The 23,766-nt window shown below is 64.7% G+C and carries 26 protein-coding genes; 14 read left to right on the top strand and 12 right to left on the bottom strand.

Translation table 11 applies throughout. The features are described 5' to 3' along the window. Positions 1-427 (top strand): hypothetical protein (locus YUU_RS0142465; protein WP_210164195.1); only part of this gene is annotated, 427 nt, incomplete at its 5' end. A gap of 333 nt (positions 428-760) precedes the next feature. Here YUU_RS0142465 and YUU_RS0142460 read toward each other — a convergent pair. After that, on the bottom strand, positions 761-2,050 hold the full coding sequence (locus YUU_RS0142460) for an MFS transporter (protein WP_035664893.1): 1,290 nt from the start codon (positions 2,048-2,050) through the stop codon (positions 761-763). Positions 2,051-2,171: 121 nt separating this feature from the next. On the opposite strand from YUU_RS0142460, the gene YUU_RS0142455 reads away from it, so the two are divergent. The 8 genes from YUU_RS0142455 to YUU_RS0142420 all read left to right on the top strand — a co-directional run bounded on the left by YUU_RS0142455 (position 2,172) and on the right by YUU_RS0142420 (position 9,533). Then, positions 2,172-2,615, top strand: a complete 444-nt coding sequence (locus tag YUU_RS0142455) for a hypothetical protein (RefSeq protein WP_027527644.1) — start codon at positions 2,172-2,174, stop codon at positions 2,613-2,615. Positions 2,616-2,694: 79 nt separating this feature from the next. Beyond that, positions 2,695-2,982 (top strand): hypothetical protein, encoded by a 288-nt coding sequence (locus tag YUU_RS0142450; RefSeq protein ID WP_027527643.1) that lies wholly within the window; start codon positions 2,695-2,697, stop codon positions 2,980-2,982. Positions 2,983-2,990: 8 nt separating this feature from the next. After that, a complete protein-coding gene (locus YUU_RS0142445; protein WP_027527642.1) occupies positions 2,991-4,415 on the top strand; it encodes a TolC family protein in 1,425 nt (474 codons plus the stop codon). A 13-nt stretch (positions 4,416-4,428) separates the two neighbouring features. Continuing rightward, on the top strand, positions 4,429-5,760 hold the full coding sequence (locus YUU_RS0142440) for a copper oxidase (protein WP_035664891.1): 1,332 nt from the start codon (positions 4,429-4,431) through the stop codon (positions 5,758-5,760). Positions 5,761-5,795: 35 nt separating this feature from the next. Further along, a complete protein-coding gene (locus tag YUU_RS0142435; protein ID WP_027527640.1) occupies positions 5,796-6,251 on the top strand; it encodes a cupredoxin domain-containing protein in 456 nt (151 codons plus the stop codon). A gap of 15 nt (positions 6,252-6,266) precedes the next feature. Further along, positions 6,267-6,569: a copper-binding protein gene (locus tag YUU_RS0142430; protein ID WP_027527639.1), complete on the top strand. Its 303-nt coding sequence runs from the start codon at positions 6,267-6,269 to the stop codon at positions 6,567-6,569. Between the two features lie 320 nt (positions 6,570-6,889). Beyond that, positions 6,890-9,031: a flagellar biosynthesis protein FlhA gene (flhA, locus tag YUU_RS0142425; RefSeq protein ID WP_027527638.1), complete on the top strand. Its 2,142-nt coding sequence runs from the start codon at positions 6,890-6,892 to the stop codon at positions 9,029-9,031. 301 nt (positions 9,032-9,332) lie between these two features. Next, positions 9,333-9,533, top strand: a complete 201-nt coding sequence (locus tag YUU_RS0142420; RefSeq protein ID WP_027527637.1) for a hypothetical protein — start codon at positions 9,333-9,335, stop codon at positions 9,531-9,533. Positions 9,534-9,875: 342 nt separating this feature from the next. On the opposite strand, the gene YUU_RS0142415 is transcribed toward YUU_RS0142420, so the two are convergent. The 7 genes from YUU_RS0142415 to fliI all read right to left on the bottom strand — a co-directional run bounded on the left by YUU_RS0142415 (position 9,876) and on the right by fliI (position 17,145). Beyond that, on the bottom strand, positions 9,876-11,084 hold the full coding sequence (locus YUU_RS0142415) for an NAD(P)/FAD-dependent oxidoreductase (RefSeq protein ID WP_027527636.1): 1,209 nt from the start codon (positions 11,082-11,084) through the stop codon (positions 9,876-9,878). Between the two features lie 35 nt (positions 11,085-11,119). After that, positions 11,120-12,049: a formylglycine-generating enzyme family protein gene (locus YUU_RS0142410; protein WP_051390217.1), complete on the bottom strand. Its 930-nt coding sequence runs from the start codon at positions 12,047-12,049 to the stop codon at positions 11,120-11,122. Between the two features lie 293 nt (positions 12,050-12,342). Next, positions 12,343-13,302 carry an AraC family transcriptional regulator gene (locus tag YUU_RS0142405; RefSeq protein WP_027527634.1) on the bottom strand — a complete coding sequence of 320 codons (960 nt, stop codon included), beginning with the start codon at positions 13,300-13,302 and terminating at the stop codon, positions 12,343-12,345. Positions 13,303-13,564: 262 nt separating this feature from the next. After that, the gene (locus YUU_RS0142400; RefSeq protein WP_027527633.1) at positions 13,565-14,530 is read right to left on the bottom strand and encodes an anti-sigma factor domain-containing protein; all 966 of its coding nucleotides are present in this window, start codon (positions 14,528-14,530) and stop codon (positions 13,565-13,567) included. Between the two features lie 17 nt (positions 14,531-14,547). Beyond that, on the bottom strand, positions 14,548-15,093 hold the full coding sequence (locus tag YUU_RS0142395) for a sigma-70 family RNA polymerase sigma factor (RefSeq protein ID WP_027527632.1): 546 nt from the start codon (positions 15,091-15,093) through the stop codon (positions 14,548-14,550). A gap of 187 nt (positions 15,094-15,280) precedes the next feature. After that, a complete protein-coding gene (fliJ, locus tag YUU_RS0142390; protein WP_027527631.1) occupies positions 15,281-15,700 on the bottom strand; it encodes a flagellar export protein FliJ in 420 nt (139 codons plus the stop codon). Between the two features lie 119 nt (positions 15,701-15,819). Continuing rightward, the gene (fliI, locus tag YUU_RS0142385) at positions 15,820-17,145 is read right to left on the bottom strand and encodes a flagellar protein export ATPase FliI (RefSeq protein WP_027527630.1); all 1,326 of its coding nucleotides are present in this window, start codon (positions 17,143-17,145) and stop codon (positions 15,820-15,822) included. Positions 17,146-17,532: 387 nt separating this feature from the next. On the opposite strand from fliI, the gene ctrA reads away from it, so the two are divergent. The 5 genes from ctrA to YUU_RS0142360 all read left to right on the top strand — a co-directional run bounded on the left by ctrA (position 17,533) and on the right by YUU_RS0142360 (position 20,598). Next, positions 17,533-18,234 (top strand): response regulator transcription factor CtrA, encoded by a 702-nt coding sequence (gene ctrA / locus YUU_RS0142380; RefSeq protein ID WP_016848562.1) that lies wholly within the window; start codon positions 17,533-17,535, stop codon positions 18,232-18,234. Between the two features lie 169 nt (positions 18,235-18,403). Then, positions 18,404-18,808, top strand: coding sequence for a DUF350 domain-containing protein (locus YUU_RS0142375; RefSeq protein WP_027527629.1), 405 nt, complete (start codon positions 18,404-18,406; stop codon positions 18,806-18,808). Between the two features lie 2 nt (positions 18,809-18,810). Further along, complete coding sequence (locus YUU_RS0142370) at positions 18,811-19,131, top strand: hypothetical protein (RefSeq protein ID WP_027527628.1); 321 nt, start codon at positions 18,811-18,813, stop codon at positions 19,129-19,131. Positions 19,132-19,197: 66 nt separating this feature from the next. Further along, the gene (locus YUU_RS0142365; RefSeq protein ID WP_027527627.1) at positions 19,198-19,434 is read left to right on the top strand and encodes a hypothetical protein; all 237 of its coding nucleotides are present in this window, start codon (positions 19,198-19,200) and stop codon (positions 19,432-19,434) included. 3 nt (positions 19,435-19,437) lie between these two features. Continuing rightward, positions 19,438-20,598, top strand: a complete 1,161-nt coding sequence (locus YUU_RS0142360; RefSeq protein ID WP_027527626.1) for a glutathionylspermidine synthase family protein — start codon at positions 19,438-19,440, stop codon at positions 20,596-20,598. Positions 20,599-20,769: 171 nt separating this feature from the next. Here YUU_RS0142360 and YUU_RS0142355 read toward each other — a convergent pair whose 3' ends face one another. The 4 genes from YUU_RS0142355 to YUU_RS0142340 form a co-directional block, all read right to left on the bottom strand. Then, complete coding sequence (locus YUU_RS0142355; protein WP_027527625.1) at positions 20,770-21,642, bottom strand: protein-glutamate O-methyltransferase CheR; 873 nt, start codon at positions 21,640-21,642, stop codon at positions 20,770-20,772. After that, positions 21,639-22,826 carry a chemotaxis response regulator protein-glutamate methylesterase gene (locus YUU_RS0142350; RefSeq protein WP_027527624.1) on the bottom strand — a complete coding sequence of 396 codons (1,188 nt, stop codon included), beginning with the start codon at positions 22,824-22,826 and terminating at the stop codon, positions 21,639-21,641. The genes YUU_RS0142355 and YUU_RS0142350 overlap by 4 nt, the downstream gene beginning before the upstream one ends. 75 nt (positions 22,827-22,901) lie before the next feature. After that, positions 22,902-23,267, bottom strand: coding sequence for a PleD family two-component system response regulator (locus YUU_RS0142345; RefSeq protein ID WP_007600538.1), 366 nt, complete (start codon positions 23,265-23,267; stop codon positions 22,902-22,904). 70 nt (positions 23,268-23,337) lie between these two features. Next, a partial coding sequence (locus tag YUU_RS0142340) for a chemotaxis protein CheW (protein WP_027527623.1) occupies positions 23,338-23,766 on the bottom strand: 429 nt, incomplete at its 5' end.

The raw sequence follows: 23,766 nt of genomic DNA, 5'->3' as shown, positions 1-23,766 counted from the left end.
GGCAGCAAGCCGACGACCGGCCAGTTCGGCCAATATGCCCGGCAAGCGTTCGTTACGGCCTTCCGCCCACCGCCATTCTATGACGACATCCTTATTTTTCGACGTAACCAGCTTGCGTCAGGCCTTGACGAAATGCGTCCTCAAAATGCGTATTTTCCCCACGCTTGGCGAGAAGCACAACACCGATGACGGGTATGGGCTGCTGCTGCGCGGGCGCAGGCAATGGCCAAGCGACGACGACACCACCAACTGCGGCTATCAACTCTCGCCGTCCGATTGTGGCTGGCATCTGCCTCTCTCCGGAGAGCCGCCGACCGATGGCAATGATACCACGCCGCGAGCCTACCGTCTTCGTGCGCAGGCCAAGCTTGATGCGGTGGTTCAGGGGGAGCAATTTCTCCTCGGGTCAAAATCGGAATTGCTCTGATTGAACGAAAAAACTTCTGCTTGGCCTCAAAAAAGCCGACGCTCACGCGCGTCAACGGTAGTGGATATCGAGCCGATCACATTCGCCAACGGGCTCCCGCCCTGAAATGACGGCTGAAGCGGTGCGCGCTGATAGGCGCAAACCGTGCCCATTCTCACGCGGGCACCTTTCGTCGTTTGCAGATTGCGCGATGATGCTCTTTTACTCCTGATTTGCCCGACGCGTCAAGCTAATTTCTGTAAATCCGTAGTTCTCTCGATGGCGGTCCCTACTTTGCATGGGGTTGTTTTTCGAGTTTTTATTGGAGAGCACCGTCCGGGTCGCCCCCTGGCGTCAGGTGGCAAAGCCGGGGCCAGCCTTCACTGAATTCATCCTTGACCGGATCAACAGCATTGCCACGATCGCGATGTTAACCGCGTTCCACGCCACGCCATTGGCGAAGGCGGCGGCATAGGAGCCGGTGGCATCGAAGATCAGGCCCGACACCCAGCCGCCGAAGGACATGCCGAACACGGAGGCGAAGATCACGATGCCGACGCGGGTCGCCGCTTCGCTCGCCGGCATCGCCTCGCGCACGATGATGGCGTAGCTCGGCACGATGCCGCCCTGGAACAGACCGAACATCGCGGAGATCAGATAGAGCGAGGAGAGGCTGTCGAAGAACAAATAGAACACGAGCGCAAAGGCCTGCGCGAGCGAGCCGATCAGCAGCGTGGGAATGCCGCCGATCTTGTCGGCGAGGTAGCCGGAGCCGATCCGGCTGACGATGCCGCAGCCCATCATCAGCGAGAGCATCTCCGCGCCACGCGCCACGCCGTAGCCGAGATCGCCGCAATAGGCCACGATATGGACCTGCGGCATCGCCATCGCCACGCAGCAGGAGATCGAGGCGATCGACAGCAGCACCGTCAGCGTGTTGGTCGACAGCCCGAGATCGACGCGCGGCGGCGGCGCGTTGGCGTGATTGCGAACCTTGTCGTCGCCGATCCGGGCGCGCAGGACCATTACCAGCATCGTCATCGTGCTCGCGCAGACGATGCCAATTCCAATGTGAGTCATGCGCCAGCCGAGGGTCTGCACGCCCCAATTCACGATCGGCGGCCACATCGCACCCGCGACATAGTTGCCGCTTGCCACGATCGTCACGGCAAGCCCGCGATAGCGTTCGAACCAGTGCGAGGCTTCCGCCATCAGCGGCGCAAAGGTCGCGGATGTGCCGAGCCCGATCAGGAAATACACCGCAACGAACTGCCAGAGCTGGGTCGACAGCCCGGCCAGCACGTTGGCGACGCCGAGAAAGGCGATGCTGATCGCCATCGCCGGCACGATGCCGAAGCGATCTGTGATCTTGCCCGCGATCACGCCGCCGAGGCCGAAGCCGAACATCATGAGCGTGAAGGCCAGCGACACCGCGCCGCGCGTGGCCACGAATTCGGCCTGCACCACGGGAATCACGACCACGACCGCCCACATGCCGACCGCGCCGATCGATCCGATCACGAGCGCGAGCACGAGCCGCACCCAGGCCTGACGCGAATCAGGGGTGAAGCCGGCCGGTCGCTGCGGGTGATTTGGCGCGTGCACGGCGCGACCTTCTTCGCTGACCGCCTTGCGGTCAAGCATCATGCTGCGATATTGGGCATGCGCGGTGCGCTGCGGTAAGAAGAGCTTGGCGGAACCGCGCTTTGCCATTAGTTTGCAATCTGCGTGTGCATCATTGCCGCGCAATGGGCATGTCGACGGGATGTTGTTGCAATTGACGCGATCAATGCGGATCAAGGTGGGGCGGTTCGTCGCTCTCGCCTATCTGTTCTGCGTCCTCGCGCCGGCAGCAGCCCTTGCCTGGGGCAGCGGTCCCGCACCGTGCCTTGGCGATGAAGTGCAGACGGTCGTTCTCGCGCCGGAGCACCATCACGGTGCGAGCCAGATGCACGCCGATGGCGGCCATGATCATGCCGCTGCGCATGAGCATCACCAGACCGCTGCGCAGGATGCACCCGCACAACATCATCATGACGGCAAGGGCACACCCGGCCCCTGCTGCGCGATGATGTGCGCGAGCGCGCTGCCGGCCGCCCTGCCCGACGTCGCCAAACCGGTGCAGCCGATCTCCGCCTGTGCGCCCGAGATCGCGGTGAGCCTGCACAGCGAGGCGCCACCCCTGCTCTACCGTCCTCCCATCGCCTGACCTGACGTCACGATTTGAGGCCTCGCGCATTTTTGCGCGCGCGCGGGCTCGTGGTTATCAGACAGTTCAGGGATTACCCATGCTTACGCTTCTCGGAGCGAAGTTTGCCGCTGCATCTGCGGCGCGCGGACGGCACTTAGGATTCATCTGGCCGATCCTGGCCGTAACGGCGCTCGCGTTGTCCGGCTGCATGCCCGCGACCACCGCGCCGCTGACGAGCGCCGATCCCGTCGATCCCGCGGCCAAGGTCGCGCGCGTCGGCTACCGCTCGACGATCGCGCCCTACAGCAGCCTGCGACCGGCGATGCCGGCACCATGGCGCGAACGCAACGACAGCGTCGCGCCTCCAGCGAAATCGGACCAGTAGGAGCGGCCATGGCACACCCATTCGCGCGCGGCCTGCTCGCATTCGCCACGTTTGGTCTTTCCGGCTGCGCTGCGTTCTCGCCGGACAGCGGCATGACCACCGTTGCGGACTTGACCAGCCGGACCATCAACAAGGATGTTGCCTTCGTGCGAACAGGCGAAGGCGCCGACGCGGTCAACGAGGGCGTTCGCCGCCTGCTGTCACGGACGTTGAGCGCAGATGCCGCCGTGCAGATCGCGCTGCTCAACAACAAGGGGCTGCAAGCTGCCTATAACGAGCTGGCGCTGGCCGAGACCGATCTCGTCGAGCAAAGCCTGCCGCCCAATCCGGTCTTTTCGGTCTTGCGGATTTCAGGCAATGGCGCCAGCGAAGTCGAGCGCCAGGTCGTCGGCGATATCCTGGCGCTGGCGACACTGCCGTTCCGCTCCGACATCGCCCGCGACCGTTTCCGCCAGGCGCAGCTGCGCGCGGCACTGGCAACGCTGCGGCTCGCAACTGACGTGCGCCGCGCCTATGTCCGCGCCGTTGCTGCCAACGAGATGGTGGCACTGCTGACGGATGCGAAGTCGACGGCGGAGTCCACCGCGCAGCTCGCCGTGAAGCTGGGCGAGACCGGATCGATAAACAAGCTCGATCAGGCCCGCGAGCAGGTGTTTTATGCCGAGACCACCGCCGATCTCGCCACCGCCCGCCAGGCCGCAACGAGTGCGCGGGAGCGGCTCGCGCGGCTGATGGGTCTGTGGGACGACGGGCTCGACTTCCGCCTGCCCAACGCGTTGCCGCCGCTGCCGCGCCGGCCGCTCGCGCTGCCCTCGATCGAGACCGATGCGGTCGCCCATCGCATCGACCTGCAGATCGCGCGGCTCGAGCTCACGGCGCTGGCAAAGTCGCTCAATCTCACCGAAGCGACGCGCTTCGTCACGTTGCTCGATCTCGCCGGCATCTCCCGCCGCACCCAGGATCCTGAAGGCGCGCCGTTCCGCGAGCGGGGCTTCGACGTGCAGTTCCAGATCCCGATCTTCGACGGCGGCGAGGTGCGCGTGCGGCAGGTGACCGAAACCTACAATCTCGCCTTCAATCGGCTCACCGAGCGGGCGGTCAATGTGCGATCGGAGGCGCGCGACGCCTACCGTGCCTATCGCTCGACCTACGACATCGCCAGCCACTACCAGCGAGAGATCCTGCCCCTGCGCAAGATCATCACCGAGGAGATGCAGCTCCGCTTCTCCAGCATGCAGGTCGACATCTTCGCGCTGCTGACCGAGGCGCGCCAGCGCCTCGCCTCGCTGCGCGGGGCGATCGACGCGAAGCAGAAATTCTTCCTCGCGCAGTCCGAGTTGCAGACCGCCGTCAACGGCGGCGGTCTGCCTGCGGGCGGCACCGATAATTCGACGACCATCGCCGCGGCGGCGTCTGCCGATGGCGTGCACTGAGATGGAGGCCGACATGTTTTCCCGCCGAGGATTTTTGGGCACCGCCGCGCTCGCAAGCGCGTCAGCAATCAGCGGCAGCGTCCAGGCCGCATCGATCCCGGAAGCCCCGCATATGGACAAGGTGGTGATGCAGCCGCCGCGGCATCCGACCAACGGCCCCGATTATCGCCCCGTCGTCACGCTGAACGGCTGGACATTGCCGTTCCGCATGAACGGCGACTGGAAGGAATTCCATCTCGTCGCCGAGCCCGTCGTGCGCGAATTCGCCGAAGGCATGAAGGTCAACCTCTGGGGCTACAACGGCCAGTCGCCGGGGCCGACGATCGAGGCGGTCGAGGGTGACAAGGTCCGCATCTTCGTCACCAACAAATTGCCCGAATACACCACCGTGCACTGGCACGGCATGATCGTGCCGAGCGGCATGGACGGCGTCGGTGGGCTCAATCAGCCGCACATCCCACCCGGCAAGACCTTCGTCTACGAGTTCGAGATGAAGAAGAGCGGGACCTTCATGTACCACCCGCATTCCGACGAGATGGTGCAGATGGCGATGGGCATGATGGGCATGGTCGTCGTGCATCCGCGCGATCAAGATTTCCGTCCCGTCGACCGCGACTTCGTCTTCGTGATGAGCACCTATCGCGTCGACCCCGGCACCTACCTGCCGAAGGTCAACGAGATGACCGATTTCAACATGTGGACCTGGAATTCGCGGGTGTTTCCCGGCATCGATCCCTTGCCGGTGCGGCTCGGCGACAAGGTGCGCGTGCGCATCGGCAATCTCAGCATGACCAACCATCCGATCCATCTGCACGGCCACAGCTTTGCGGTGACCTGCACCGACGGCGGCTGGATTCCCGAGAGCGCGCAATATCCGGAGACGACGACCGACGTTCCGGTCGGCGCGGTGCGCGTGTTCGACGTTCTCGCCGACAATCCCGGCGACTGGGCGTTCCACTGCCACAAGTCGCATCACACCATGAATGCGATGGGCCACGACTTGCGCAATCTCATCGGCGTCTCGAAGAAGGATCTCGCGCGTGCGGTCGGCAAGCTCGCGCCCGACGCCATGGTGATGGGCCAGTCGGGCATGGCGATGGGCAACATGGAGATGCCCGCGCCCGACAACACGCTGCCGATGATGACGGGCTCAGGCCAGTTCGGACCGATCGAGATGGGCGGCATGTTCACGGTGATGAAGATCCGCGAGAACCTCGCGCGCGACGATTACAGCGACCCCAGCCCCTATCAATTCCCGCAAGGCACCGTCGCCTATGAGGTCGCCTCACCTGCCGCGGAGCCGGCACGGCAGCAAAACGCACCGATGAAGAAAATGAAGATGTGAACGAACGTTTTGACGACCACCAACTGGAGAACAAGATGAAGAAGACGACGATGATCCTACTTGCGGCACTTTCGCTTTTCGCCGCGCCTGCACTCGCACACGAGCATCACGCCCATGAGACCTTTTCCGCCGGCGAGCCCGGCGATCCCAACAAGCCGGCGCGCATCATCGAGATCGCGCTGAGCGAGATGGCCTACGAGCCCTCGCGCATCACCGTCAAGCGCGGCGAGCAGATCCGCTTCGTGCTGCGCAACGTCGGCAAGGAGGACCATGAATTCCTGCTCGCGACCACCAGAGAGAATCTCGCGCATGCCGAGGTGATGAAGAAGCATCCGCACATGGAGCACGACGACCCCAACGGCGTGCGGCTCGCGCCGGGCAAGACGACCGAGATCGTCTGGAAATTCACCAAGGCCGGCACGTTCGAATTTTCCTGCCTGATCCCCGACCACCGCGACTACGGCATGGTCGGCCGCGTCACTGTGAAGTGAGCTATGGAGACTCCCATGAACCGCATCATCCGCATCGCCGCTGCGCTGGCGCTGAGCATCGGCCTGTCTCGCGGCACCCTCGCGGCCGAGGGCGCCGCGATCAGCGGCGAGGTCAAGAAGATCGACGAGAGCGCGGGCAAGATCACGCTCAAGCACGGACCAGCGAAAAGCCTCGGCATGGATGAGCCGATGACCATGGTCTACCGCGTCAAGGACTCGGCGGTGCTGAGACAGGTCAAGGTCGGCGACAGGGTCACCTTCGAGGCCGAGGAGGCGGCGTCGGGATATACGGTGACGAAGATGCAGAAGGCGAAGTAGGCACACCCTCCGCCACCGTCATTCCGAGGCGGCTCGAAGAGCCGAACCCGGAATCGCGAGATTCCGGGTTCGATGCTTCGCATCGCCCCGGAATGACGGCCGTAAGGCCCCATTTCGCACCTCTCCCACCCTCCTCGTTAACCCTTTGCTAACCATACACCGGGCAAAAATTGCCGGGTGAAGTCGAGTGTCGTCGGCCGCGTAAAACGGGAGCTCCCGTGGACGCCAGTGCGGTGCCTCACTTTCGAAACGGTGGCCCATCGGCCGCCGCGCAGACGTTTGGCGCGCGTGGGCGCCAATCGCGGGGGGAGGCAGCAACCATGGTCGACGTCACCGCGGGTCAAGGTGTAGGCGCCCCCAAGCCCGGCCTCCCCTCCCTCACCGAGATCGGCAACATCCTCAAGCGCGGCGACATCGCGCTGGCGCTCGGCATCCTCACCATCCTGGTGGTGCTGATCCTGCCGCTGCCCTCGATCGTGCTGGACCTCTTCCTGGCGATCTCGATCACGCTCTCGATCCTGATCCTGATGACGTCGCTGTTCATTCAGGCACCGCTGGAATTCTCCGCCTTCCCGACCATCCTGCTGATCTCGACGATGCTCAGGCTGTCGCTCAACATGGCCTCCACCCGCTTGATCCTGTCGCACGGCCATGAGGGCACGGATGCGGCGGGCCACGTCATCGAAGCCTTCGGCAGCTTCGTGATGGGCGGCAATTTCGTCATCGGCATCATCGTCTTTGCCATCCTGATCATCGTCAACTTCGTCGTCATCACCAAGGGTTCGGGCCGCATCGCCGAGGTCGCGGCGCGCTTCCACCTCGACGCCATGCCCGGCAAGCAGATGGCGATCGACGCTGATCTCTCCGCCGGCCTGATCGACGAGAAGGTCGCCAAGGAACGCCGCAAGGCACTGGAGGACGAGAGCGGCTTCTTCGGTGCCATGGACGGTGCCTCGAAATTCGTCCGCGGCGACGCCATTGCCGGCCTTTTGATCGTCTTCATCAACGTCGTCGGCGGCATGATCATTGGCGTCGCGCAGCAGGGCCTCTCGTTCGCCGACGCCGGGCGCAGCTACACGCTGCTGACCGTCGGCGACGGCCTCGTCACGCAGGTGCCGGCGCTGATCGTCTCGACCGCGGCGGGCCTGCTCGTCTCCAAGGCCGGCGTCTCCGGTGCCGCCGACAAGGCGCTGATGAAACAGTTCTCCGGCTATCCGCAGGCGCTCGCGATGTCGTCGGCGGTGATGATCGTGCTGGCGATCCTGCCGGGCATCCCGACCATCCCCTTCCTTGCGCTTGGCGCCGGCGCCGGCGCGCTCGCCTGGTCGGCGCGCAACCACAAGCGGACCACGGCCAGGGCCGAGGAAGCCGCCAAGGCCGCGCCCGCCCAGGGAACGCCGGGCGCGCCCGGCGCTGCAGCGGCGGAGGAGCCCATCTCCGCAGCGCTCAAGATCGACGATCTCAAGATCGAGCTCGGCTATGCGCTGCTGCCGCTCGTCAACGGCCCCGACGGCACCGATCGCCTCACCGAGCAGATCAAGGCGCTGCGCCGCTCGCTCGCCATCGAGATGGGTTTTGTGATGCCGGCCGTCCGCATCCTCGACAACGTCCAGCTCGAAGCCAACACCTACATCATCAAGATCAAGGAGGTCGACGCCGGCACCGGCAAGATCTGGCCTAACCAGTTCATGGTGATGGACCCCGCGGGCAACCAGGTGCAGGTGCCGGGCATCCACACCACCGAACCGACGTTCGGCCTGCCCGCGACCTGGATCGATGCCAGCCTCAAGGAAGAGGCGTCGCTGAAGGGCTACACCGTCGTCGACGCCGCAACCGTGCTCTCCACCCACCTCACCGAACTGCTCAAGACGAATATGTCTGATCTACTGTCCTATGGTGAGGTGCAGAAGCTGCTCAAGGAGCTGCCGAAGGAGCAGAGCGAGCTGGTCAAGGACATCGTGCCTGGCCAGGTCACCATTTCCGGCATTCAGCGCGTGCTGCAACTCCTGCTCGCCGAACGCATCTCGATCCGCGATCTCTCGACCATCCTCGAAGGCATCGCCGACTCGCTCGCCTTCTCGCGCAATCCCTCGACCATGGTCGAGCATGTCCGCGCCCGCCTCGCCCGGCAGATCTGCGCGCAGAACACCTCCTACAACGGCTACCTGCCGCTGATCGCGCTGTCGGCGAGATGGGAGCAGGCCTTTGCCGAATCCATCATCGGCCAGGGCGAGGAGCGCAGCCTTGCGATGCAGCCCTCGAAACTCTCCGAGTTCATGACCGCTGTGCGCGAGGCGTTCGAGCGTGCGGCACGCGAGGGCGAGGCGCCGGTGCTGGTCACCTCTGCGGCAATTCGTCCCTTCGTGCGTTCCCTGGTGGAGCGGTTCCGCGCCCAAACCACCGTGCTGTCGCAGGCGGAAATCCATCCGCGGGCACGACTGAAAACGGTTGGAAGCATCTGATTTGCTTCTGATTTGCCCGAATTTCGTCTGTGTTTTTTCGCCACAGGCAAATGGTTTTTGTAGTTTTGGGGCAACTCGCTGATTTGGCTCAGGAACTCGCGACAGCCAGCTAACAGACTGAGTTACCTGAATAAATATTCACGGTTACGATCTTTCGATCGCGACCGTTCACGTCTTTTCACGCCCTTGTGATCGCCTCTTGGGAACGAATCCCCGCAATACTAGGTTGTTGGGTACCGAAGGCATGAACCTCGCCGATGAAGCCGGCGACTACTTCGGTAGATGGCGGCAGGAGGCTTCCATGAACCACTCGATCTACAGCGCGGATCGATCGACCCATCTTAAGATCGTGGTCGTCGCCCTCGTTGCTGGCGTCGCAGTGGCGGGCCTTAGCATTACGGCGCGATCGGGTTCCGACGACGGCATGACCCAGACCGCCCGCGTCATCAAGGCCGGGAAGCCGGTTGTGATCACCAGTTCGAACGCTTCACTGGTTCGCTAAGGAGATTTGACGGAATTCAGGAATTCACGTGGCTCTTTACCAGCCCCCCAAAGTCGCCATGTGGATATGTAGACGACCCCAACCCCAAGTCGACTACAGAAAGCGCCCGCCCCCCACGGGCGCTTTCTCATTTCTGGGGGGACGATTTCTCTGCGGGTGATGTTCGCCGCCGAGACAGCACACCACATCTCCCCACCCATCGCTTGTCATTCCCCGCGAAAGCGGGGAATCCAGTACGCCGCGGCTTCTCCGTATCCTCGCGCTGTCTCTGGAATACTGGATCGTCCGCTTTCGCGGACGATGACACCGAAAATGCAGCGCGCCTGTCCACGCCAGGCGCGGTTACTTCCTCGCCGGCGCCGCCTGCACCGTTGGCGCAGCTGCGGCGAACAAGTCTTCTTTCCTGCCGGTGAGCGGCGGGTAGATGCGCTGGTGATTGATGATCTGCTTCGTTGCTTTCGCCGCGGCCCCGGTCGTGCGCACCTCGCGGTCCCAGCCTTCCGTATAAAGCGCGCCCCAGCCACCGAGATCGAGCACGGTCACGTACCAGTCGATCCGCAGCGGCAGCAGCGGCTGGCCGACGAGATCGGCGATCACATTGTGGCCGGCGAAGCGGCCCATGGGGCGCGCGAACTGGCAGGACATCACGGTCGCATGCAGCCCGTCGACCAAACTGGACGCAACGTCACCGGCCGCAAAGACGTGGGCGAGATCGGCAACCCGCATGAAGGGATCGACCAGAATACGCCCCAGACGGTCCCGTTCGACCGGCAGCGTCGCGGCGAGCGGGCTTGCACGCATGCCGGCGCACCAGATCACCGTCTGCGTCCGAATGACTTCGCCGGAGCTCAAGCGGACGCCGGCCGCATCCATCGCCTCGACCCGCACGCCGAGACGGGTCTCGACATTGAGCGCTGCGAGTGCCTCGCTGATGACGGGACGGGCGCGCTCGCCGATGGTCGCGCCGACCACCGGGTTCGGATCGACCAGGATGATGCGGCCGCCGGCGATGCCGGCGCGCGCGAGCCGGTCCGGCATCTCGGCGGCGACCTCGATGCCGGTGAAGCCGGCGCCGACCACCACGACCGTCGTTCGTCCCGGCGCCGGCGCGCTGCGGCCTAGCGCGGCGAGATGGGCCTCGAGCTTGGCGGCAGCGGCATAAGTGTCAACATCGAACGCATTCGCGGCGAGACCGGGAATGTCCGGCCGCGGCACCCCGCTGCCGAGCGCCAGCACCAGCCGATCATAGACAACCACGTCGTGCGCGCCGTTCACGGCGATGGTGACGGTGCCTCTTGCGACGTCGATGGTTTCGACGTCACCGAGCCTGTGATCAACACCGACGGGATCGAGCAGCTGCGACAGCGGAAGCACGACCTCGCTCAGATCCACTTCGTAGTTGCGCACACGGATGTTATGATAGGGATTGCGGTCGATGACGAGGATTTCGATGTCGCTGCCGGCCGCACCGATCTCGTCGCGCTTGCGGGCAGCGCCGATGGCGGCCCACAGGCCCGCGAACCCAGCACCGAGCACGACGATACGCGCCATTCCAAGTCCTGCTGCGCAAGTCCTGTCCGCGCCGCCTACGGCCCCAGCGTCCGCGCCACGCGCACACTCATATAGCTCATCCGGTTCGGCGGGCCAAACCAGAGACGCGCAGCGGAGCGGCGGGTCTGGAGCGCGCGGCTGAAGGCGCCGCCGCGCAGGACGTGGCCTTTGCAGTCATCCGCGATCCACGCCGAGCCGTCATTCGGCGCGCCGACGTAGTTGTCGTGCCAGCAGTCCTCGACCCAGTCGTAGACGCCGCCATGGACCTCGAAGAGGCCAAAGGGATTGGCCGGGGGCGGCGTGAATGCCGTGGTCGCGATCGTCACGATGCCGACATCGGCGACCAGATTGGCCGCCGCGATGTCGGCAAGATGCGGATCGGCGCCATCGCCCCACCAGAACGCGGTGGTCGTGCCGGCGCGTGCGACGTATTCGCGCTCGGCTTCGCTCAGGAGCCGGTACGGGCGGCCCGTCAAACGCGACAGCCACTGCACATAGTGGCTGGCCTCCTGCCAGAGGATCCCGGTCACCGGATCGCGCACGTGCTCCGGCTCGGTCGGATGCGGACTGCACGCCTTGGCCGCCACGCAGGCGCTCCATTCGTCGACGCTGACGGGCCAGCTTCCCACGGCGAAGCGCTGCACCGTCACCCAGTGCTGCGGCCGCTCGTCCTCGGTGCTGCCCATCTCGCCTGCGCTCGCACCCATCATGAAGGTGCCGTCGGGGACGACCACCATCTCGGGGCAATGCGCGCATTCCCTGAAGCGATCCTTCGGCCTGAGCGCCGCTTCCTCGCCGCGCGAGAGCGGCTTTGACAGGCGCATGTCCAGGATCGCCGCATCAGTGCTCGCCAATGCCAGGCTGGTCGGAGCCTGCTCAATGGTTTGAGCCGCCGCAAGCGGCGCCGAAAGACCAGACATCAGCAATGCAAGCAGGGCAAACGGCCGGTCAATGAACCCGCCCATGAGACCCTCCCGGTCACGTCAGTGTGACCTTCAAAATGACTTCTTCAAAAACGTGCTTCGAACACCGGCAAAGCTCGCCGGCGCTCGGCACAATCGCGCGCGAAAAGCGCCGCCGCGGCTCTCGTCAATCTGGTGATGATGCGAGGTGAATGTTTCAGGCGTGTTTCGCGGGCGCGTGAAAGCAGCTTCGCAATGAAGCGCTTTGCCGCTTTTGACGGCGACAAAACGTCTCAATTTCACGCGCGGCGTGCGCCGGCGGCGAATTCACGACATGATTGCAGACATCGCCGCGATCACACCTCGCGCAGCTCCGATGGAGTCGACCCGAACCGCTTGCGGAAGGCGCGGTTGAAATAGGACAGATCCGCAAAGCCCGAGGAATGCGCGATGTCGCTGATCTTGCGTGCGCGCGATCGCGGATCCTGCAGCAGCTTTCGCGCAAGCAGCAGGCGCTGCTCGAGCACGAATTCGGTGAAGGTGGTACCGGCCTGCTCGAACAGGCGCTGCGCCTGGCGCGGGCTGAGCCCCGAGCGTCCGGCGACTTCCGACAGGCTGAGATCATTGCGACCGAGCGCCGACATAACGTCAGCGCGCATCAGATCGAGACGCGCGGCAGCGTGGCCGCGGCCGCGGGCAAGCGCGGCGTGCTCGGCATCGGTGCCGAGCATGAGACCGACGAGATCGACCATGTGCTGCGCGGTGAGGCGCTGGCCGACCGCATCGAGATGCGGCGCGTGATTGGCGGCGAGCGCATGATAGCGCGTGATGGTTTCGGCGACGGCGCCGTCCGAAAGGACCTGCGAGATCTTGTCTTCGGCGCGCGGATTGATCTCGAGCAGCGCGCGGCGCGGCATGCGGATGGTGGTGAAACCATCCTGCTCAGTATGGCCGACTGCGCCGGTGACGCTGAGATCAGCGAGCACCATCTGCGACGGCTCGAGCTCGAGCGTGTGGCCGCTCTGCTGGACGCGGACGAGCCCCGAATGCGCCGAGATCAGCACGAGATCGTCGCAGCCGTCGGCGAGGCCGCCCTGCGTGCGCGAGAACTGCGCGGAGGCGCCCTCGGGAATCCCGAGCACGATGTTGCCGACCAGGCTGACCTGGAGGCGGCAATCGATGCTGTCGCCGCGGCTCGGTGCGACGTCAAGCCCGCACGATCCGAAAGCCCGGTCGCGCCAGTGCTCGAACGCCGGACCGCTCGGCAGCCCCGTATACTGATGAATGAAGATGCCCGGCGGCTTCGCTGGATCCATCTCGATATCTCGCCCCTTCACTCCGGCACGAACGACGCCGGGACTGCCCAATCGCGCGCATTTGACGCGGTGAAACGGGAGGAGGTTCAAATCGGGCGTCGGAGTCCACTCAGCTTGTCGGAATACGACGGCAAGACGGACCATGGCGACATTGCGCACCGGAGAACTACGGAGTTCGGCGCGTAGCCAGCATGAGCGAAGCAATGTGCGGGATCGAATGTCCTCGGATCGCTTCGCGCGCCCGGGCTACATGCGCGGCAAACTACTTCTTCGCGGGAGCCTGCGGCTGGGACGGCGGCACGGTCTCGATCAGCTTGCCAGAAAACACCGGCGCGGATGTCGGCTGGCCGCTGGGCGAGCCGCCGGCCGGCTCGACGGTGACGGCGTAGGTGGCAGCATTGATGACGTCGGCATCGTAGCCGGCGAGCACCGGGCGCGCGGTGAAGTCGCCATTATTGATCACGCCGAGCGAGCGCGGGCGCGGCAGCTTGTCGGAGATCAGCCAGAGCTCAAAGCTCTTGCCCGGCTCCGGAGTGGCTCCCACTTTACGCACCGTGAAATTCTTGGTCGCGCCGTCGATGGTGAGGATGAAGGCGGGGCCGCCACCCTGTCCCTGCAACAGCGCGACATATTGCGATGACGGCGCAAGCGGCGCGGCAGGCGTCTTCACCTCGACGGTCTGAACCTGCGGCGCTGGACGGAGCGCGCCAGGCAGCGCATCGGGCCGCAGGATCTGAAGCGACAGCACCACAAAGAGCGCAGCGGCAAGCGCACTGAGGCCGGAAGCGATGCTGCGCCAGCGCTTCACGCGGCCTTCGAGATAGATGACGTTGGTGTCGTCAACGATCGGCACCTGCGAGACGGTGAAATCAGGCGCATGGACTTGCGGCACGAAATGCGGAGCGATGTCGGACGCAGCTTCCGGCTCCGCCGGCGGCTCTGGCACCTCGGGCGGTGGAGAGGTCGGCGCCTCAGGCGGCGCCTGCGGCTCCTCTGTTGCCCGGATCGGTCCGATCGCAGCCTTGATGTTTTCCCACACGATCGGCCGCGGCTCGACCGAGCCGACCATCTGGTTCAACACGCCCAGCCGCAATTGCCAGGCCTGCACGAGGCCGGCGAACTCCTTGTCCACCGCCATCATGGTCTCGACCTGCGCGCGCTCGTCGGCATCGAGTGTGCCGAGCGTGTATTCCGCGGCGAGCGCAATATGGTCCTCAGAGTAGGCCATCAATTACAACCCAAGACTCACAATCCAAGGCACTCCCGGATATCCATCATGCTGCGCCTCAGCCACGTCTTCACCGTGTTGACGGGCGCGGAAAACTTCTCCGCCAACTGCTCGCGGCTCCAGCCGTTGTAATAGGCGAGAAGCACGAGCTTCTGGCGATCCGGCTCGAGCCGGCCGACACATTCCAGGAGCCGCTTCAACTCCTCCGTCATCTCGCGCCGCGCGAGCGGATCGGGGCTGTCGGCGGCAACCTCCATCGCCTGAGGCTCCTCCTCGATCGAGGCTTCGGTCTTCTTGCGCACCAGGTCGATGGCGCGGTTGCGCGCGATCGACGCCATCCACGTGATCGGCGAGGACAGCGCCGGATTGAACTGGCCCGCACTGTTCCAGATCTTGACGTAGGTTTCCTGAATGACCTCCTCTGCGAGATCCTGTCGGCGCAAGATACGGAGCACGACGCCATAGAGTTTCGCGCGCGTGGCGCCGTAGAGGCGCTCGAAAGCCGCCTCGTCGCCCTTCGCCACCGCTGCGATCAGCCAGACCAGATCTGCTGGCGTCAGCATTCAGTCCCCCAACGCGCACCGCCCCGTCGCTTTCCCGCGAGGCCCCTGCAAACTCCACCACCATAGCGCGCAGCAAAGCCCGCCACCAAGGGGCCGGGCGCCACACTGTGGACATCGCACGCGAAAAACCCGGACCCTTTCGGGATCCGGGCTCACGCAATTCCCTGGCTGTGGGGCTTTGAGAGCCTTAGGCGATGGCGCCCATGCGGGCGCGCATCAGGCCGATGCTGTCGAGGTCGGCCTGCTCGCGGGCGCTCTCCTCGGCGCGCTCGCGCGCCTGGTCGCGCTCGTCCAGGAGCTCGACCTTCTTCAATTCCTCAAAAGCCTCGGCCAGCGCGCCCTTGGCCTCTTCGAGCTGGCCCTTCAGCTCGTCGGCCGAGCGGGTCAGGTTCTCGCGGCGCTGGATCGCGGCCTTGGCATAGGTCGGATAGGCGAAATGAGAGGGATCGTTGATCCCGGCGCGCTCCTGCTCGGTCAGGATCTCGCGCTCGAGATCGACAGACATGCGCTGGAAGTCCGCGATCATGCTCTCGATTTGGGTGACCCTGCGGCGCTTCTCGTCGACCTGAAATTTCTTCAGGCGAATGAGCGTTTCACGTGACTTCATCGACTCGTACTCCCCAGAAGTCCCCTAGCTGCACGTGGGACAACACCGGTCTCCCCGATCCCGAAATTGGGCCCCGACCGGCTCTGCTACTCTGTGGAGCGGATGATGGCCTGACAAAGTTAGCGTTCCGTTTCCAAATTCTGGAGGATTTGCGCCAACTGGCGGTAGCCGTCCGCCAAACCGGCACTTTCGTCCTTGCGCTGGCGCAGGAAGGCCTCCAGCGGCTCATGGAGCCGGATCGCCTCGTCGACCTCGGGGCTGGACCCCGCCCGGTAGGCGCCAAGCCGGATCAGTTCCTCCATGTCGGCATAGGTCGCCATGACCTGGCGGGCCTTCTGAATGGTCGGCCAGAACTGCGGGTCGGCCGATTTCGGCATCGTGCGGGAGACCGATTTGAGGATGTTGATGGCGGGGTAGCGCCCGCGCTCGGCGATCGAACGCTGCATCACGATGTGACCGTCGAGGATGCCGCGGACGGCGTCCGCGATCGGCTCGTTATGGTCGTCGCCGTCGACCAGCACCGTGAAGATCGCGGTGATGGCACCGACCCCCATGCCGGGACCTGCGCGCTCCAGGAGCTTCGGCAGCTCCGTGAAGACTGTCGGCGTATAGCCCTTGGCGGTCGGCGGCTCGCCCGCGGAGAGGCCGATCTCGCGCTGGGCCATGGCAAAGCGCGTCACCGAGTCCATCAGGCACAGCACGTCCTGATCCTCGTCGCGAAAATATTCGGCGATCGCAAGCGTCAGATACGCCGCCTGCCGCCGCATCAGCGCCGGCTCGTCCGATGTCGCGACCACGACGACGGAGCGCGCCAGGCCCTCCTCGCCAAGGTCGTCCTGCAAGAACTCCTGCACCTCGCGGCCGCGTTCCCCGATCAGGCCGATGACGCTGACATCGGCGTCGACATTGCGCGCGAGCATCGACAGCAGCACGGATTTGCCGACGCCGGAGCCGGCAAAAATGCCCATCCGCTGGCCACGGCAGCAGGTCAGAAACGTGTTGAGCGCGCGGACGCCGAGATCGAGCGGCGCGCCGACACGCTTCCTCGAATGCGCAGGTGGCGGCGAATTGCGGAACGGCATCGGCGAGGTGCCCTGCAGCAGCGGCCCCTTGCCGTCGATCGGCTCGCCCAGCGCATTGACGACGCGGCCGAGCCAGGCCGCCGACGGCCGCACCTGGTTGGCGGCATTCGCGATGACAGCCTTGCAGCCGCGCCGCACGCCCTCGAGTCCCGCGAACGGCATCACGACAGCGTTGTTGCCGGAAAAGCCGATCACCTCGCAGGGAATGAAGCGGTTCGCGCCGGTCTCGATCACCAGCCGCGCGCCGACCGACATCGCGTGAATGGGACCAGCGACCTCGACCATCAGGCCGCGCACGCCGACGACGCGGCCGTATATATTGACGCCGTCGATGTCCCCGATCTGCTCCGCAAGCGCCTTCATGATCCGGCTTTCATGCCCTTCATGACGAAACCCTTAAATTTCGCCACATTTCTGAACGGCGCTTAACTTCGTGTTTACCCGCATCATTAATCATTGCGTCACTGTCTTTGTGACTGAGCGCCTGCCCGGCAGAAGAAGGGGAGTCGCGAGAGTCGGTTAGGCCCGTCTCTTAAAGTGGGACTTGAACGGAACCGGGTGACGAAAACTGCTTCTGCGCAATATCTTAGGGCGATTCGACAAAAATTGCACCGTGAGGTCTTGCGTTCCAGAATCAGACTTTGTTAACCATGTGACGTCAGGATCCGAATCAGTTGTTCAAAGGCGTTTTGTTGAGTGCCGCGAATGCGGCCGACCTGACGCCCGGAGCGGCGACTATGGGGAACTGGCATGCGCGTTTTGCTGATAGAAGATGACAGCGCCGTCGCGCAGTCGATCGAGCTGATGCTGAAGTCTGAAAGCTTCAACGTCTATACGACCGACCTGGGGGAAGAGGGCGTCGATCTCGGTAAGCTATACGATTACGACATTATTCTTCTCGACCTCAACCTGCCCGACATGTCCGGCTACGACGTGCTCAAGCAGCTCCGGGTCTCCAAGATCAAGACACCGATTCTGATCCTCTCCGGCCTCGCCGGCATCGAGGACAAGGTCAAGGGTCTCGGCGTCGGCGCCGACGACTACATGACCAAGCCCTTCCACAAGGACGAGTTGGTGGCCCGCATCCACGCGATCGTGCGCCGCTCCAAGGGCCACGCCCAGTCGGTCATCCAGACCGGCGACCTCGTCGTCAACCTCGACACCAAGACGGTGGAAGTCGGCGGCCAGCGCGTGCATCTGACCGGCAAGGAATACCAGATGCTGGAGCTGCTCTCGCTCCGCAAAGGCACGACCCTCACCAAGGAAATGTTCCTCAACCACCTCTATGGCGGCATGGACGAGCCGGAGCTGAAGATCATCGACGTCTTCATCTGCAAGCTCCGCAAGAAACTCGCCAACGCCTCCGAAGGCCGCAACTTCATCGAGACCGTGTGGGGCCGCGGCTACGTGCTGCGCGAGCCGCACGAGGCCGACGAGCGGATCCCCGCCTGATCTTCCTTCCGTCGCGAGCCCCAGGTGGTTCGCTCCTCCCCGACTGGACCCCGCCGCAAATGGCGGGGTTTTCGTTTTTGGAGGATACGAACAGAGCTTCATCCCCCTCTAACCGTTGAACCGGTATCCTCGGTCTGCCGACGAATACTGGCCTGACACCGGGGGAACGATGATCCTGCAATCGCTTGCTGGCCTGCCAGCCTTTCTGGTCTATTTCTGCACCGGGCTGGTGGCGATCGTGGCCTATCTGTTCGTCTACACCCGCATCACCCCGCACAACGAATTCCAGCTCATCCGCGACAATGATCCGGCCGCCGCGATTGCGCTGGGGCTGAGCCTGCTCGGCTTCGTTGCACCGCTGGTCAGTGCCATCGCACATTCGGCCAACGTGCTGGACTGCCTGATCTGGGCGTTCATCGCGCTGATCGTCCAGGTCGTGGTGTTCTACGTCGTGAAGGTGCCGGTGCCGAACCTGTCGGCGCGGATCGCCGCGGGCGACATGGCGCCTGCGATCTGGCTCGGCCTTTCCTCGCTCGCCGCAGGCCTGCTCAACGCCGCCTGCATGATCTACTGACCATGGCCGAGAAGCGCCCCAACAAGGATTTCGGCAAGCGCCATCCTCAGCCCTTGCCGCTGCCGCCGAAGGAGCCGGTCAAGCGCTCCGGCGAGGTCGCATTGCTGGTGATGGGCGCGATCGCTGTCGGCACCGCCGCCTACACACTGATACCGCGGCAGAACTGCGACCAGCCCGGCATGGCGGCCTGCTCGTCGAGCGGCGGCGGCGGCGGTGGCCATTGGTCGTCGCGATCGAGCTTCTACAGCAGCGGCTCCGGCGGTGTGACGCGGGGCGGCTTCGGCTCGTCCGCGCATGCCTTCGGCTTCTCGGGAGGCGGTTGAGCCGAGCCACGTTTTGAATTCACCGCCTTTGGCCGGTCTGCTTGATTGGCGTCGGGAGGAAGCAACATGAAACGTTCGCGACGGGTCGTGCTGACCCTGATGGGGAGTGCCGCGGTCAGCGCGGTCTCGATGGGATTTGTGCGGCGGCCCTATGACTGCGGACCCGGAATGACGGCCGTTCCCGGCATCGACGGACAACCCTATTGCGGGCCCGCCACCTATGGCGGCTTCGGCGGCACGCTGCATGTCGTCCGCGGGCACGGCCATGGCGGCCATGGTGGTCATGGCCACGGTGGCGGCTAGCGCATGCAGCGGATCGTCTGTCCCGAGCGCGACGACTGGGAGCAAACCGCGCAGCAATGCGGCTTCGATTTCCATACCATCGACGGTGAGCGCTATTGGGATGAGCGCGCCTATTACGCCTTCACGCTCGACGAGATCGAACGCGGGGTCGAAACGCCGACCGGCGAGATCGACGCGATGTGCATCGAGCTCGCCGGCCGCATCATCATCGATGAGCGGCTGCTGGAGCGGTTGAAGATCCCGGAGGCCTTCTGGGACCTGATCTCCGAGAGCTGGGAGCGCGACGACCGCAGCCTCTACGGCCGGCTCGACCTGAAGTTCGACGGCACGTCGCCGGCCAAGCTGCTCGAATACAACGCTGATACGCCAACCTCGATCTTCGAGGCCGCGGTGTTTCAATGGACCTGGCTCGAACAGGCGATCGAGCGGCGCATCATCCCGGCGCGCGCCGACCAGTTCAACTCCATCCATGAGCGGCTGATCGAGGCCTGGAAGGCGATTGCGGCAGGCCAGCATCTGCATCTCACCGGCACGACCGGCAACGAAGAGGACGCCGGCACGCTCGCCTATCTCGAAGACACCGCGCGCCAGGCAGGGCTATCGACGACGCTGCTCGACATCGAGGAGATCGGCTGGCGCGAGGCTGGCGGCGGCTTCGTCGATCTCGACGATCGCGACATCACGCTCGCCTTCAAGCTCTACCCCTGGGAATGGATGTTCCACGACGCCTTCGGCGCCAAGCTGAAGGAGGCGCCGACACGCTGGATCGAGCCACCGTGGAAGGCGGTGCTCTCCAACAAGGGCATCCTGCCGCTGCTGTGGGAGATGTTTCCGAACCATCCCAATTTGCTGCCGGCCTTCTTCGAGGATGATCCGCGAGCCGCCGAACTCGGCAGCTCCTACGTGCGCAAGCCGTTGCTGTCGCGCGAAGGCGCCAACGTCACGCTGGTCTCTGGCGGCGCGCCGCTCGAGGAGCACACGGGCCCCTACGGCGCCGAAGGCTTTGTCCGCCAGGCACTCTCGCCGCTCCCGAATTTCTCCGGCTTCTATCCCGTGGTCGGAAGCTGGCTCGTGAATCACGAGCCCTGCGGCCTGTCGATCCGTGAGGACGAAAGCCCGATCACCGGCAACAGCTCGCGATTCTTGCCGCACGCGATCTTGTGAGGCGGGCATTCTTACCCTCTCCCCTTGCGGGAGAGGGTGCCTTCGCGAAGCGAAGGCGGGTGAGGGGTCTCTCTCCGCGATTGACCTCTCGCATTTGAGTTCGCGGAAGCAACCCCTCATCCGGCGCTTCGCGCCACCTTCTCCTACAAGGGGAGAAGGGAAGAAGGCACCTCACCGCGCCGCGGCGATCCTCATGCCTGCGAGCATCGGCGCACCCGCCGGACGCGCGCCGCGCGCCGGATTGATCTGGTAGAGACCGCGGCGGTCGGCGACGGGACGAAAGGCGTCGGTGATGCCGACGACGGACTCGGCGGCCCCAAGCAGCAACGTGCCATCCGCCTCGAGGCTCTTTGCCATGCGTTCGAAGATCACCGCCTTGGTGTCTTGGTCGAAATAGATCAGCACGTTGCGGCAGAAGATGACGTCGAACGTGCCGAGATGCGAGAAGTCCTGGAGCAGGTTGAGCTGGCGGAACTGCACCATGGAGCGGACGTCGGCATTGAGCTGCCAGATGTCGCCGGACTGGGTGAAGTATTTCACCAGCAACTGGATCGGCAGGCCGCGCTGCACCTCGAACTGGCTGTAGACGCCGGCCTTGGATTTCTCCAACACCTCCTGCGACAGATCGGTCGCGACGATCTCGATGCGCCAGCCGGCGAGCGCCGCGCCCTTCTCCTTCAGGCACATCGCGATCGAATAGGGCTCCTGCCCGGTCGACGATGCCGCCGACCAGATGCGCAGGCTCTTGCGCGCCGCGCGCGCCTGGATCAGGCCCGGCAGGATGGTGTCGCGCAGATGATCGAACGGGATCTTGTCGCGGAAGAAGAAGGTCTCGTTGGTGGTCATCGCCTCGACCACGTCGGTCGCGAGCCTGGCATCGCCGTTCTTGATCTTCTGCACGAGATCAGGAATGGCGGCGAGGCCTGCCTTGCGCGCGAGCGGCATGAGCCGGCTCTCGACCAGGTAGGTCTTGTCGGCGGAGAGATCGAGGCCCGAACGTTCCTTCAGGAACTTGCGCAGGTATTCATAATCCATCGGCGTCACGACCGGTCTCCCGAAAACAGCCGATTGACCTTCGGTGCAATCTGATTGAGCGGCAGGATCGCGGCGCAGATGCCGGCATTCGCGGCCGCACCCGGCATGCCCCATACCACGCTGGTGGCTTCGTCCTGCGCGATCACGCTGCCGCCGGCGGCGACGATGTCCTTGCCGCCGCGCATGCCGTCCGAGCCCATGCCGGTCAGGATCACCGCCAGAATACCGCCGTGCCAGAGGTCGATGGCGGAAGTGAAGAGCGGATCAACCGCAGGCTTGCAGAAGTTCACCGCAGGTCCGTCGTCGAGCGCGATCGCGGCCTCAGCGCCGCTCCGCACCACGCGCATGTGCTTGCCGCCCGGCGCGAGATAGATCTGGCCCGGCTTCACCGCCTCGCCATCGATCGCCTCATGCGCGGGCCTGCGGCTCGAGCGCGCCATATGCTCGGCGAGAATGGTGGTGAAGGTCGGCGGCATGTGCTGGGTGATCAGCACCGGGAAGCGATCGATCACCGGACCGAGATCGGTCACCAGCGACATCAGCGCCTGCGGCCCGCCGGTCGAGGAGCCGATCAACAGCACCTTCGGGGCCTGCGTCGAAAACGAGCGTTTGACGAGCGAAGCGGCTGAGGCCGTCGGTGCGGCCGGCGCCGGTGCTGCAGGACGCGCGGCGGGCTCACGCGCAAGCGGAGCCGGGCTCGCGGGCGCGAGCGACGGGCTTGCGACCGCCGCCTTCCTGCGCAGCCGCGCGCCGAGATGACGGATCTTCTGGATCAGATCGTGATGGAATATATCGGCGGCGGAGGCCTCGCGGGTCGATTCCGGCTTCGGAATGTAGTCGGCCGCGCCCAGCGACAGCGCCTTGAAGCTGATCTCCGCGTTACGGCGGGTCAGCGTGGAGGCCATGATGATGACGAGATCGCGCTTCTTGGCCAGAAGCTGCGGCAGCGCCGTGAGGCCGTCGAGTTCGGGCATTTCGATGTCGAGCACGGCGACATCGGGGTTGATGCGTTCGAGCTGGTTGACCGCCTCAAGTCCGGTGCGCAAGGAGGCCGCCACCTCCATGTCGTGCTCGGCGCCGATCCAGCGCGAGATCAGACCGCGGATGACGACGGAATCGTCGACGATCATCACGCGCAGTGGCCCTTCCCGCGACGGACTGATGGCCGAATTTCCAGCGAACGCAACACTCATTACTCACCAACTCAGACTGGAACGGTTCAGTTGAAACAAACGCCGAAGGATCCGTTCAGCCCCCGGGCAGCACGGTCAGATCAGGCCGACTTCCTGGAACTTCGCCGTCACGATGTCCTTGTCGAATGGCTTCATGATGTACTCGTTGGCACCGGCGTGCAGCGCGCGCGCGATATGCGCGACGTCGTTCTCGGTGGTGCAGAACACCACCTTGGGCTGGTCGCCGCCGGGCATGCGGCGCAGATGGCCAAGGAATTCGTAGCCGTCCATGACCGGCATGTTCCAGTCGAGCAGCACGGCATCGGGCAGCCCGCGCTTGCAAGCTTCCAGCGCCTTCTCGCCATCCTCGGCTTCGAGAATCTGGAAGTCGAGGCCTTCCAGGATGCGGCGCGCAACCTTGCGGATGACACTGGAGTCATCAACGACGAGACAAGTTCTCATGTGAGCCTCTACTTCCTGTCCCCGGCGGGACACTTCCAATTGCAGGTCTCTCGGCGGGCCGACCGTCGTCTCAGGCAGCCATCATCTCGGGCGCGAGTTCGAGGACGCGATCGACGTCGAGGACGACCATGAGCTGGCCGTCGAGACGGTGGACGCCGCCGGCAAGCTTGGCCATGCGGGGGTCGAGGTTGACGGGGTTTTCCTCTTTGCCGTCCTCGGGCAGGCGCAGCACCTCGCCGATCGTGTCGATCAAGAGGCCATAGGATTCGCCGCGCAGGTCGACGCCGACCGCCATCGGCACCTTGCCGTCCTCGGGCCTCGGCAGCCCGAGGCGCGCGCGCATGTCGACCACGGTGACGATGCGGCCGCGCAGGTTCANGACGCCCGCGATCTCGCGCGAGGCGAGCGGCACGCGGGTGACGCGCTCGGGCATGAACACGTCCTGGACGCGCGAGATCGGCAGGCCGAAGAGCTGGCCGCCGATCATCGCGGTGACGTA

Source organism: Bradyrhizobium sp. Ec3.3, assembly GCF_000472925.1.
Taxonomy (GTDB): domain Bacteria; phylum Pseudomonadota; class Alphaproteobacteria; order Rhizobiales; family Xanthobacteraceae; genus Bradyrhizobium.
This window is presented reverse-complemented; position numbering and strand designations above follow the sequence as displayed.